This is a genomic window from Nocardia sp. NPDC005745, from assembly GCF_040630775.1.
GTDB lineage: Bacteria > Actinomycetota > Actinomycetes > Mycobacteriales > Mycobacteriaceae > Nocardia.
The window spans coordinates 90,610-103,207 of the sequence record NZ_JBEXYF010000014.1 but is presented as its reverse complement, the minus strand read 5'-3'; the positions used below and the strand labels follow the sequence as shown (position 1 = coordinate 103,207).

The 12,598-nt window shown below is 68.6% G+C and carries 7 protein-coding genes; 1 reads left to right on the top strand and 6 read right to left on the bottom strand.

Annotation, left to right across the window (positions count from 1 at the left end; all coding sequences use genetic code 11):
• Nucleotides 1-215: 215 nt before the first annotated feature.
• Nucleotides 216-713 (top strand): peptidylprolyl isomerase, encoded by a 498-nt coding sequence (locus tag ABZ420_RS16875; RefSeq protein WP_357123122.1) that lies wholly within the window; start codon nt 216-218, stop codon nt 711-713.
• 68 nt (nt 714-781) lie between these two features.
• On the opposite strand, the gene ABZ420_RS16870 is transcribed toward ABZ420_RS16875, so the two are convergent.
• The 6 genes from ABZ420_RS16870 to ABZ420_RS16845 all read right to left on the bottom strand — a co-directional run bounded on the left by ABZ420_RS16870 (nt 782) and on the right by ABZ420_RS16845 (nt 12,543).
• On the bottom strand, nt 782-2,326 hold the full coding sequence (locus ABZ420_RS16870; protein ID WP_357123120.1) for an acyl-CoA carboxylase subunit beta: 1,545 nt from the start codon (nt 2,324-2,326) through the stop codon (nt 782-784).
• Nucleotides 2,323-7,608, bottom strand: coding sequence for a polyketide synthase Pks13 (gene pks13 / locus ABZ420_RS16865; protein ID WP_357123117.1), 5,286 nt, complete (start codon nt 7,606-7,608; stop codon nt 2,323-2,325). The genes ABZ420_RS16870 and pks13 overlap by 4 nt, the downstream gene beginning before the upstream one ends.
• A gap of 110 nt (nt 7,609-7,718) precedes the next feature.
• Entirely contained in the window at nt 7,719-9,632 is a 1,914-nt protein-coding gene (fadD32, locus tag ABZ420_RS16860) for a long-chain-fatty-acid--AMP ligase FadD32 (protein ID WP_357123114.1), read from the bottom strand.
• A 189-nt stretch (nt 9,633-9,821) separates the two neighbouring features.
• Nucleotides 9,822-10,865 carry an LLM class F420-dependent oxidoreductase gene (locus ABZ420_RS16855; protein WP_083863172.1) on the bottom strand — a complete coding sequence of 348 codons (1,044 nt, stop codon included), beginning with the start codon at nt 10,863-10,865 and terminating at the stop codon, nt 9,822-9,824.
• A 170-nt stretch (nt 10,866-11,035) separates the two neighbouring features.
• A complete protein-coding gene (locus ABZ420_RS16850) occupies nt 11,036-12,022 on the bottom strand; it encodes a cutinase family protein (RefSeq protein WP_357123111.1) in 987 nt (328 codons plus the stop codon).
• Nucleotides 12,019-12,543 (bottom strand): DUF732 domain-containing protein, encoded by a 525-nt coding sequence (locus ABZ420_RS16845; RefSeq protein ID WP_357123109.1) that lies wholly within the window; start codon nt 12,541-12,543, stop codon nt 12,019-12,021. The genes ABZ420_RS16850 and ABZ420_RS16845 overlap by 4 nt, the downstream gene beginning before the upstream one ends.
• Nucleotides 12,544-12,598: the final 55 nt, after the last annotated feature.

The window sequence follows — 12,598 nt, the reverse complement described above, 5'->3', positions numbered from 1 at the left end:
TCGTGAGAACAGCGGTTGCGGCGTCGGGCACGGTTGGCAATGCTATCTGCCCGTCTGTCCGCGCGGGCGTCGCGCCGCCGGGAGAAATCGCGGGTCCTCAGTATGTTCGGAGCCGACTGCCAGAATGTTGTGCGGACGGGCCGGAGAAATGGCGCCTGACGACCAATCGACCCCGTCCTGCTGACCGCTATCGACCACAATGGAAAGGTGGGCGTATGACCAAGGTGAATCTCTCGACGAACTACGGATCGATCGTCCTCGAGCTGGACGACCAGAAAGCGCCGAACACGGTGCGCAATTTCGTGGACTACGTGAACGCGGGCCACTACAACGGCACGATCTTCCACCGCGTCATTCCCGGCTTCATGATCCAGGGCGGCGGCTTCGAGCCCGGCCTGCGCCAGAAGGGCACGCAAGCGCCCATCCAGAACGAGGCGAACAACGGCCTGAAGAACAACAAGTACACCGTCGCGATGGCCCGCACCAACGACCCGCACTCGGCCACCGCGCAGTTCTTCATCAACGTCTCCGACAACGACTTCCTCAACCACTCCGCGCCCACCGCGGCGGGCTGGGGCTACACCGTCTTCGGCGCGGTGACCGAGGGCACCGACGTGGTCGACAAGATCGCGGGCGTCGCCACGGCCTCGGCCGGCGGGCACCAGGACGTCCCGGTGAGCGACGTCGTCATCGAATCCGCCACCGTCAGCTGATCATTCGGCGCCCATGACGCGAATCGGGCCGCGCCCCTGAGGGGTGCGGCCCGATCGTGTTCCACAGCCTACAGCGGCAGCAGGTGATGCTTGCGCGGGTTGCGGGCAACAGCCTTGTCCCGCAACAGTTGGAGCGCACGACGGATTTCCAGCCGGGTCGTCGCGGGCTCGATGACCGCGTCGACGTATCCGCGCTCGGCGGCCACCCACGGGGTCGCCACGGTGGCGTTGTAGAAGTCGATCATCTGCTGGCGGATCGCGGCGCGCTGGTCCTCGGGCGCGGCCTCGATCTGCTTGGCTCCGATCAGGCTGACCGCGCTCTCCGCGCCCATGACGGCGATCCGCGCGGTGGGCCAGGCCAGGTTCACATCGGCGCCCAGCTGCTTGGAGCCCATCACGGCGTAGCCGCCGCCGTAGGACTTGCGGATCACCACGGTGACCTTCGGGACCGACGCCTCCACGTAGGAGAACAGGAACCGTCCGCCACGCTTGATGACGCCGATCTTCTCCTGTTCCACACCGGGCAGGAACCCGGGCGTGTCGACGACGAACACCAGCGGGATCTCGAACGCGTCGCACAGCCGCACGAAATGCGCGGCCTTGTCCGAGGCGCGTGCGTCCAGCGCTCCCGCGTACACCATCGGCTGGTTGGCCACCACGCCGACGGTGCGCCCGTCCACCCGGGCGAATCCGGTGATGACGTTGCGGCCCGCCGACGCGCCGACCTCGTGGAAGGCCCCGTCGTCGAAGATGCGCAACAGGATCTCGTGCATGTCGTACCCGGAGTTGTCGGAGTCCGGGACGATCGAGTTCAGTTCCAGGTCGCTGTCGGTGGTCTCCGGCTCCAGGCCGGGATTCACGACCGGCGCCAGCTCCTGGCAGCTGGTCGGCAGGTAGCCCAGGTAATCGCGCACCCACTCGAACGCGGCCGTCTCGTCCTTGGCCACGTGGTGGATGTTGCCGTACTCCGCCTGGCTGCGCGCCCCGCCGAGTTCCTCGAGGCTGACGTCCTCGCCGGTGACCTCCCGGATCACCTTCGGGCCGGTGACGAACATGTACGCCTCTTCGGTCGCCACCACCACGTCGGTGTTGATCGGGGCGTAGACGGCGCCACCCGCGCACTTGCCGAGAATCATCGAGATCTGCGGGACCAGACCGGACAGCGGCTCCTGGCGGCGGCCCAGCTCGGCGTACCACGCCAGCGAGGTCACCGCTTCCTGCACGCGGGCGCCGCCGGAGTCGTTGATACCGACCACCGGGCAGCCGACCTTGGCCGCGTACTCCAGGATCCCGGCGACCTTGCGGCCGAACATCTCGCCGACCGAACCGCCGTACACGGTCTGGTCGTGCGAGAACACCGCCACGGGCCTGCCTTCGACGAGGCCGTGCCCGGTGACGACGCCGTCTCCGTAGAGCGCGGCGGGATCGCCCGGTTTGCGTACCAGCGCGCCGATCTCCACGAAGGTTCCCGGATCGAGCAGCATGTTGATCCGGTCGCGGGCGCTGGGGATGCCTTTCTTCGCCCGCTTGGCGATCCCCGCTTCACCCGCGGGCTCCTGCGCCAAATCCAGGCGCTTGCGCAGGTCGGCGAGTTTTTCGGCAGTCGTGCTCACTTGGCCCCTTTCGCCTCGATCGCGGCGAGCTTCGCGGTCAGGTCGGCCCCGATCTTCCCGATCCGCGGTTCGTCGATGATCTGCAGGTGGTCGCCGGCGATGTGGACGACCTCCAAATTCGGGATGTACTCGTCCCAGCCACCGTTCGGCAGCCGGTCGGCGAAGCGCGGCTCCAGCTCGATCATCCCGTCGTGATAGCGATCGGCGAGGTACAGCACCACATTGCCGTCATAGTGCGACGGTTGCGTTTTCGCGAGCTGACGGCTCTCGATCCACGAGGTGCGCTGGTGTTCGAGCACCCCACCGGGGATCTTGGTGCCGCTGATCTTGATCAGATCACTGATCATCTTGAACTGCTCATCGTCGGATGCCGCGGCCAGTGTCTCCAGCTGTTCGCGGTCCAATTCACCGTCGACGCCATAGGTCTTCTTGGCGAACACCTGGTAGCGCTCGATCCGCCGCACACGCTCCTCGGGGCTGTTGTCCTCGCCCTGAGTCGGAATGGCCAGATCGATCAAGCCGACCGTGCGCACGTCCGCGCCCTCGGCGCGGAGCAACTGCGCGGTCTGCATGGCCAGCACCGCACCCAGCGACCAGCCGTACAGCACGAACGGACCGTCGCCCTGGATCTTGCGCAGCTCGGGCAGGTACTGGCGCGCCCGCTCCTCGATCGAACCGTCGACCCGCTCCAGGCCGTACATCGGCGTCTCGGCAGGCAGCCGCTTCAACAGGGGCTCGTACACGAGTGTGTTGCCGCCCGAGGGGTGGAACACGAAGACGGGCACCGCGTTCGAGCCCTCCGCGCGCGGCCGCAGCGGACGGACGAAACCGTCCACATCCGCGCCGCTGTCCTGCAGGTCGCGGACGATGTCGGAGAGCTGCTCGATGGTCTCGCAGTCGAGTACGTCGTCGACGGTGACCTCGGCCTTGACCCGTTCGGTCAGGCGCGCGGCCAGTTTCTCCGCGGTGTCCTCGTCCAGGATCGGCAGCGTGTTGAAGATGCCTCCGGCCGATTTCCCGGTGACCACCGCCCAGGTGGCGAAGGTCAGGCGCTCGGCGGCGTCGCGCGGCGGAACGTCGTCCTCGTCGGCGGGTTGCTGAGCGCCGCCGAAGACGGCCGCGGGCGCCGCCGGTGCGGCCGGTTGCGTGGCGGGAGCGACGTCAGCTTCGGCAGCCTTTTCCCGGCTCGCGGGAGCGGCTGCCGCAGGGGCCGAATCCGCCTCGGTCGCAATGGTTTCAGGCGTACCGGCACCCGCTACCGCGGCGACCGGGTCGGCGCCGGTGGCCAGGGCCGCACGGGCCGTGGCGATGAAATCGGTGTCGACGGCCAGCTCGCCCGTGCCGCCCGCCGCCTTTTCGGCAGCCTGCTGGTCGGCCATCGCCTGCACCTCGTCACGGTGCTCGATCGCGTACCGCAGCACCTTGCCGACCTCGTGCAGGCTCGCGTCCCGCACGGCCTGCACCTGCAGCTGCGGGATGTCGAACTCGTACTCGACCCGGTTCTTGATGCGCATCGCCATCAGCGAGTCCAAGCCGAGTTCCATCAGCGGGATCTCCATCGGAAGATCCTCGACCGCGTAACCCATGGACTCGGCGACGATCAGCGCGAGCCGCTCTTCGACGGTCTGCGTGCCGTTCGGATCCCACCGGTCACCGAAGGTCTCGACGACCTCGAGGTCGGCGTCGCTGCGCGTCTGCGCGGCGATCGCCGGGACCGGCTCGGCCGCCACGGGTTCCGGCAGCGGGGCGCCGGAGGTCACCACGGCGTCGAACACCAGGCGGAAGGCGTTGCCCTCCTTGGCGTGGACCTGCACCGAGGCGCCGCCGGGATGCGGGGTGAGGGTGGTGGTGAGCGTGCCCGCGGCCGGGATCGGCGCGGGCGGAATCGACGCGCCCAGCGAGACGTCGCTGAGCACCTGCGCCGACGCGGCACGCACCAGTCCGGCGAGATCGGTCACCGAGGACGCCTGGACCTCCCAGACGTGCCTGCCGTCCGGCAGCGCGACGTGCGCGCCGGGCAACCGGCCGTTGCCGCCCGTGGCCAGCCGGACCTTCGGCCAGTACTCCTTGCGCACGAACGTGGTGCGCGGAATGTCGGCGTAATCACCCGGGCCGAGCAGCGAGGACAGATCGACCTTGTGCCCGTGCACGTAGAGCTGGGCGAGCGCGGCGATCACGCCCGCGGACTCGTCCTCCTTGCGCTTGAGCGTGGGGATGAGCTGCGCGTCGTGCACCCCAGCTGCGAAGGTGGTGCCCAGCACCTGCATCAACGCGACGGAATTCGGCGCCAGCTCCAGGAACGTGGTGTGGCCCGCGTCCACCGCGAGCTTCACCGCGTTGGTGAAGTACACGCTGTGGCGCATGTTCTTGACCCAGTAGTCCTCGTCGTGGATAGGGTCGTTGCCCGCGCGGAAGAACTCTTCCTTGTGCACCGTCGAGTACAAGCCGGTCTTCAGCTTGGTCGGCTCGATGCCGGCCAGTTCCGCGGCCAGCTCGCCGAGCAGCGGGTCCATCTGCGAGGTGTGGCCCGCGCCGCGGGTCTGCAGCACCCGGGCGAACTTGCCCGCCGCCTCCACCTGCGCCACGATCGCCGCCACCTGATCCTGCGGGCCGCCGATCACCGTGTTGGTCGGCGCCGCGTATACCGCGACCTCGACGTCCGGGTAGTCCGGCAGCAGGCTCGCGACGTCCTCGGCGCTGTACTCGATGAGCGCCATGTTGCGCACGTCGTCGTCGCTGATCATCTGCTCGCCCTCGCCCATCAGGCGGGAACGGGCGCAGATCACGCGCACCGCGTCCTCGAGCGAGAGACCACCGGCGATGTACGCGCCCGCGACCTCGCCCATGGAATGGCCCACCACCGCGTCGGGTTCGGCGCCGTGCGCACGCAGCAGCGCGGCCAGGCCGATCTGGATGGTGAAGATGCCGACCTGCGAGGTGCCGACGTTGTAGTCCTGGCTGTCGTCCAGGAACAGCTCGCGCACCGAGTATCCGGCCTCGTCCTGCACCAGCTCGTCGACCTCGTCGACGGCCCCGGCGAAGATCGAGTTCTCCAGGTAGAGCTGCTTGCCCATCTTGCGGTGCTGCGCGCCGAAACCGGCGAGCACCCACATCGGGCCCATGGCAGCGGGCGCGTCGGCGGTGAAGACGCCCGTACCCGGCCTGCCCGCCGCGATGGCGCGCAGTCCGGCGACCGCCTCCTCGTGCGTCTTGGCCAGCACCACGCCGCGCGAACGCCAGTGGCTGCGCTTGGCCAGCGACCGCGCCACGTCGGCGAGCGGGGTCTTCGCGCCTGCCTCGGACTCCAGCCAGTCGGCCAGTTCGGCCGCGGCACGGCGGCGCCGCGAGGGCAGGTAGCCCGACACCGGCAGGATCTGCGGCAGCGGCTCGGTGCGCTCGGCGGTCCATTCGGCGGCGGGCGCGGCGGCTTCGGCCGCCTCGGCCACGGCGACGAGGGCATCGGACGCCGCGAGCGTATCGGTGGTCTCGTCCACCGCGTCCTCGTCCAGCTGGGTCTCGAGTTCGGAGAACGGAGCCTGGGTGTCGGCCGCGGCGGCAGGTACGTATTCCTGGACGACGACGTGCGCGTTGGTGCCGCCGAAACCGAAGCCGGAGACGCCGATGGTCGCCGTGCCGCTGTAGCGCGGGAACTCGGTGGGCTCGTCGACAACCTTCAGGTGCGCCTGGTCCCACGGAATGTACGGGTTCGGACCGGCATAGCCGATGTTCGGCGGAATGACGTTGTGCCGCAACGACATGACCACCTTCGCCAGGCTCGCCGCACCGGCGCCCGACTCCAGGTGACCGAAGTTGGTCTTGGCCGAACCGAGCAGCGCGGGCTTGTCGGCGTCGCGGCCGCGGCCGATCACCCGGCCGAGCGCGTCCGCCTCGATCGGGTCGCCGAGCAGGGTGCCGGTGCCGTGCGCCTCGACGTAGTCGACCGAGGACGGCGCGATGCCCGCGTCGCGGTAGGCGCGGCGCAGCACCTCGGCCTGAGCGTCGGGGTTCGGGGCGAGCAGGCCGTTGGACCGCCCGTCGTTGTTGACCGCCGAGCCCTTGATCACGGCGTAGATCGTGTCGCCGTCGCGTTCGGCGTCGGCGAGCCGCTTCAGGACGACGAGACCGCCGCCCTCGGACCGGATCATGCCATCGGCGTCCTTGGAGAACGCCTTGATGTGCCCGTCTTTGGCGAGGCCGCCGTTGGCATCGAAACCGAGCGTGGCCATCGGCGCGAGCAACATGTTCACGCCACCGGCCAGCGCCAGGTCGGCCTCGCCGCCGCGCAGCGCCTGCACCGCCTCGTGCACCGCCACCAGCGTCGAGGAGCAGGCGGTGTCGATGGACACCGACGGGCCGCGGAAGTCGAAGAAGTAGGAGACCCGGTTCGGGATGATCGAGCTGACGCTGCCCATGATGGCGTACGCCTCGGCCGACGCAGGCACGTTCGGATCGCGCTCGCTGCCCAGCCCGAGCGCCGCGAGCAGCATGAAGTCGTTGCCCGAGGAGCCGATGAACACGCCGACCGGCTCGCCCTTGAGATCGCTGGCCGGAATCCGCGCGTGTTCCAGCGCTTCCCAGGTCAGCTCCATCGCCAGGCGCTGCTGCGGATCCACCCGCTCGACCTCGACCGGCGACATGGCGAAGAACTCCGCGTCGAAGCCCTTGACGACGTCCTGGTCGAGGTAGCCGCCCCGGGTGTTCGCCTGCGCGATCGCCTCGGCCAGCTGCGGCTCGTCCAGGAATTCCGACCAGCGTCCCTCGGGCAGCTCCCGAATGCCGTCGCCACGGCCGATGAGGAAATCCCAGGTCGTCTCCGGGGTGTCACCCGCGCCGGGCAGCCGGGTCGACAAACCCACGATGGCGATGTCGTGCGCCTCACCGGGACGGTAGCCCGCGGTGTAGAAGGAGTCGTCCGCGGCTTCCTCCGGCGCGTCCGGCTCGCCGTTGACGATCCGCTCGGCCAGCGAGGCGATGGTCGGGTGCTGGTACACGACCGTCGCGTTCAGCATCACGCCGGTCAGTTCCTCGATGTCCCCACCGAGAGCGAGGGCATCGCGCGAGGCGAGCCCGAACTCCTCCATCGGCCGGTCCACCGTGATCTGCTCGATCGGTTGCCCGGTCGCCTCGGAGACCCAGCGCCGCAGCCACTCACGCAGCTCCGCCACCGACATGTCGGTCTGCGCGCCACCCTTCGCGGACTCGGCCGGAGCCGCCGCGTCGGCGCCGGTCTCGACGGGTGGGGTGTCGGTCGTCTGGGTGGGCGTGCCCTCGTTGTCAGCCATCAATTCCTCAAGCTACCTGTGTCCGTACCGGGCGTACCGTGAATTGACGCCCGGCGCGTGGGAAGGTCGGCGCCGAGCGTCGATGGTCGGTCCGAGGCCGCCCCTGGCAATTACTCTTCCGGTGCATCGGGGAAAGCCTGCTGGGTGTAACCACCCCGAAGCGTTCCCTCCAGATAGGCCGCCCGGCACGCGCGACGGGCGATCTTGCCGCTGGACGTGCGCGGGATCGACCCCGCGGGCACCAGCAGCACGTCTCGAACGGTCACGCCGTGGCGCTGGGAGATCGCCGCGCGAACCGCGTCGGCGATGGGCAGCGGATCGGCCTTGCCCGCACCGGGACCACGCTCGCCGACGACCACCAGTTGCTCGGAGGCGTCGTCGGCGTCGAACTGCAGGCCGGAGTGGCTGCCCTGCTCGAACACCTCCGCCGGGAGCTGGTTGGCCGGCACCGAGAACGCCGCGACGAAGCCGGGCCGCAGCGCGGTGCTGGCTTCCTGCGCGGAGAACTCCAGGTCCTGCGGGTAGTGGTTGCGGCCGTCCACGATCACCAGGTCCTTCACCCGGCCGGTGATGTAGAGCTCGCCTTCGAAGTACACGCCGTAGTCGCCGGTGCGCATCCAGTTCGCGTCCGGCTCGGTGCCCTCGGCATGGCTGCCCTGCGACAGACGCTCGGTGACCTTGTTCTGGAAGGTCGCCGCGGTCTCGTCGGGACGACCCCAGTAGCCGATGCCCATGTTGTTGCCGTGCAGCCAGATCTCGCCGACGTGCCCGTCGGGCACCTCACGACCGCCACCGGACTCCACGGACTCCACATCGATGATCGTCGCCCACTGCGACAGCGCGACATAACCGCAGGACACCTGCGCGATCGCGTCCTCGTGGCTCGGGTCGACCTTCACCATGCGTCCCGCGTTGAGTTCCTTGCGGTCGACGTAGGTGACCTTGGCCTCGTCCTCTGCCTTGGTGGCGGAGACGAACAGCGTGGCCTCGGCCATGCCGTAGCAGGGCTTGATCGCCGTCTTCGGCAGGCCGTAGGGGGCGAACGCCTCGTTGAACTTCTTCATCGACGAGGTGGTCACCGGCTCGCTGCCGTTGATCAGGCCGATGACGTTCGACAGGTCCAGCGACTCGCCGTTCTTCGGCAGACCACGCGCCGCGGCGTGCTCGAACGCGAAGTTCGGTGCCGCGGCGAAGGTTCCGGCGCCGTCGGAGATCGCCGCCAGTTCCTTGATCCAGCGGTAGGGACGGCGCACGAACGCGCTCGGCGACATGATGGTGATGTACTTGCCGCCCACCGCGGGCAGGATCACCGTCAGCAGACCCATGTCGTGGAACAGCGGCAGCCAGGTGACGCCGCGCGAGTTCCAGTCCAGGTTGATCGCGTCGACCATCTGCAGCAGGTTGGTGCCCACCGCGCGGTGGGTGATCTCCACACCGGCGGGCACCCGGGTGGAACCCGAGGTGTACTGCAGGTAGGCGATGTCGTCGATCGCGATGTCCGGGCGCACCCAGCTCTCGCCGACGCTGTCGGGGATCGCGTCCACCGCGATGATGCGCGGGCGCTGGGCCGCGGGCAGCGAGCGGAAGAACTGCCGGACCCCGGCGGCGGAGGAGCTCGCGGTCAGGATCGCCGAGGGCTCACAGTCGCCGAGCACGGCGTGCAGGCGATCGGTGTGACCGGGCTCGTCCGGGTCGAACAGCGGGACCGAGATGGTGCCCGCGTAGATCGCGGCGAAGAAGGAGATCACGTAGTCCAAGCCCTGCGGCGCGAGGATCGCGACCCGGTCGCCCGGGTTGGTCACCTGCTGCAGTCGAGCGGCCACCGCGCGCAGCCGAATACCGAACTCACGCCACGTCAGCTCCTGCGCCTCGCCGTCGCGCTCGCGCGAGTAGTCGATGTAGCGATACGCCAGGGTGTTCGCGTCGTTCCGGGTGTGCTTCTCGACGTGATCAACCAGGGTGTGATCCTCGGGAATACGGATGTTCCCGGTTTCGTCCAGGTAGTCGTCGAAAGTCTCTTCCATTCCTTCTTCTCCTCCGAGGCACACGCAGCAAGACGGCGAATCGCCGCTATTACCTGTGAGGCCCCGACTCGCTTTCGCCCGCGGGTGCTCCAAGTGCAGAGCCAGCCTGCAGATTTTGTGCGGTCTGCGCGGTGACCGCTTATCGGCTAGATGTACTCAAACCAGAGTCATGTTACAGAGAAGACCGGCTCACTCGTCCCGCAGCAGGGGAATAACGGGGGCGAACGCGTCCATCTGGGTGGGGAATACACCGACGTAGGACATCGAGGTGAGCTGCCGCACACGGCGGATCTGCTCGGCGATCTCCTCGAATGTGCCGATCGCCACGTAGGGCGAGTTCAGGATGTCCTCGACGGACAGCTGAACATCGACTTCCAGGTTCGGGTGCAGTCCCCGGTCCAACGCCGACAGCGCCATCTCCGCGGTCTTCTCGCGATCGTCGGTGATCACGACCGCGGTGACGGCCCAGTTCAGTTCGATGTCGGCGAACCGGTCACCGGCGGCCTCCTTGATCAGATTCACCTTTTCCACGGCCTTCTCGATGGTGATGCCGGAGAGCAGGCCCTTGCCGTTCTTGGTGGTCACCGGAACGACGGAGATGATGTCGGCGTGCTTGGCGGCCAGGCGCAGCATCTTCGGACCGCCACCGCCGGTACAGATCGGCGGGCGCGGGCCCTGCCGCGGCCTCGGGGTGCCTTTGATGCCCCGGACCTGGTAGTGCTTGCCCTCGAAGGTGCACTCCTGGCCGCGCAGCAGCACGTCGAGAATGGTCAGCGCCTCGTCCAGCTTCTCCAGCCGGACACCGGGCGATTCGTAGGCGATGCCCGCGTTGTCGAACTCCTCCTTGATCCAGCCCGCGCCGAGGCCGACCTCGAGTCGGCCCTTGGACAGCACGTCGATGGTCGCCAGGTCCTTGGCCAGCACGACGGGGTGGCGGAAACCGTTCGCCAGCACCGAGGTGCCGAGCCGGATCTTCTCGGTGGCCTGGGTCAGCGCGCCGAGCGCGGCGATCGGCCCGATCTGCTCGCCGAGGTGATCGGGCACCACGAAGGTGTCGAAGCCGTATTCCTCGGCCTGCTGAGCGGTCTGCACGAACTTGCGCGCTCCGCCCTCCTGCTTGTTTCCCTCGCCGGCCGCCGCGAAGCGGAACGGACGCAACGGAGTGCCCAGCGCGGACAACGCAGCATCCGCGTCACGGCTCGCCGTGGTGGCCGGTGCGGCGGCTTCTGTCATGAACTCATGCTCCTGGCTGTAAGGAAAATACGGGCGCGACGCCCGCCCGGGGTCTGCGCTGCGGTGGTGCCCGGCGTCGCGATCACCAGCGCACTTTACAGCGTGCTACCCAACTCGAGTTGCGCTTGTCACGCCAAGGGGGTGCGGGGTATCTCACGGGCTGTGAATTCTCACGAATGGGCCGGATGCGGCGCTGCCTCGATGAGGCCCGCCGCCCAGTTGGTGGTCCACTGCGTCGCGGTGGTGCCGTCGCCGTCGACGACGTAACTGTTGTAGAGGGTGTGCACCGGGTTGCCCGCCGCCCGGACCAGCGTGTTCACGCTGCCGAGGACGTTCCACGGACTCAGTGCCTCCCGTGGCGCATCGCAGATCAGATCCCCGGGCGCGCACATGGTGTAGGTGCGGTCGGCCAGCGCACCGAAGCCCCCTTGACGCGGACCGGTCATCGTGATGCCGGGCACGTTCAGCCCCTTCAGCGCGACTTCGGCACCCACGCCGGGCACCGGTGTGCCGATCTGGATCGCCTGACCCGGGCCACTCTCGCCGGTGCGGCGTCCGTCGGCGATCAACGTCACGCCGAGCACCAGATCGGCGGGCACCGGGCCGTCGCCCGCGCCGATCCGCGCGGCGACGTCACCCACGATCACCGCGCCTTGGGAGAACCCGGCGAGCACGTAGGTGGTCAACGGGCACTCCTGATGCCGTGCGGCCATGGCGTCGACCATCCGCGCCGTGCCCTCGGACCGGCTGTTGTTGTAGGACTGCTGGCCGTCCGGCGGGATCGCGATCGGATTGGAGAACTGCGCGACGTAGGGAACGGTGTACACGTCCACCCGCTCGCTGGGGAACCGCTGGGTTATCGGACCGGAGACGTTGAGCATCAGCGACACCGGGTTCGCGGTGGGGTTGTGCGGATCGTCGAAGCTGTTCGACTCCCAGGTGCCGGGCACCGAGATCATCTGCACATCGGGACAACTGGCCGGCTGCGAAGTCGGCCGCTCCGGCGGCTTCGGGCCGGGGCCGGGCGGGCGCAGACGCCCCGCCAGCAGATACCACAGCAACAGGACCGCCAGGACGATCAGCAGCACGACGCCGATCACGACCAGACATCCCGCCGGCCTGAACCGGCGGGAGGTCGAACGGGAACGCGAACTCACTGGCAGTACGTGGCGCGAGCGGTGGTGATGTAGATCTGCCCGGCCTTCTCCACCGGCATCTTGGCCGGGTCGAAGGACGGATCGGAACCTGCCATGGCGTTGACGAAGGTCATCAGATCCTGATCGGACGCACCGGCGGCGGTGCCCTGGCAGACGTACGCGCCGATGCTCAGCGCGATGTCCGGGGTGGACGGGGTGACACCCTGCTTGGCCAGGTCGTCCAGGAACCTCTTGTCCTTGTCGGTGAGCTTCGAGGTGTCCGCGGGCGGGACGGCTTCGGTCGGCACCGGCTGCGGACGCTCGGGAGCCACCGTCGTCGTGGGCTGCTCCGGCGCGGGAGCGGGCTGACCGGTGTCGGCGGGCGTCGATGCGGCCGGCGACGTCGTCGTCGCCGTCGTGGTGCGGGCAGGCGTCGACGGAGTGCTCGTCGCGGTCGAATCATTGTCGCCGCACGCGGCGAGCAGGCCGGTCGCGGCGAGCGCCACGACTACGCCGAATACCTTTCCACGGGTCCGATGCATGAATTCTTGTCCTCGATCTGTCGCTGAGCGGGGGTCGGGTCGCCCACCAGGCTAG

Excerpts from the sequence above, each read along its gene's own strand:
- ABZ420_RS16875 (WP_357123122.1), top strand. The coding sequence starts at position 216 with ATGACCAAGGTGAATCTCTCGACGAACTACGGATCGATCGTCCTCGAG.
- pks13 (WP_357123117.1), bottom strand. The coding sequence starts at position 7,608 with ATGGCTGACAACGAGGGCACGCCCACCCAGACGACCGACACCCCACCC.
- fadD32 (WP_357123114.1), bottom strand. The coding sequence starts at position 9,632 with ATGGAAGAGACTTTCGACGACTACCTGGACGAAACCGGGAACATCCGT.
- ABZ420_RS16855 (WP_083863172.1), bottom strand. The coding sequence starts at position 10,865 with ATGACAGAAGCCGCCGCACCGGCCACCACGGCGAGCCGTGACGCGGAT.
- ABZ420_RS16845 (WP_357123109.1), bottom strand. The coding sequence starts at position 12,543 with ATGCATCGGACCCGTGGAAAGGTATTCGGCGTAGTCGTGGCGCTCGCC.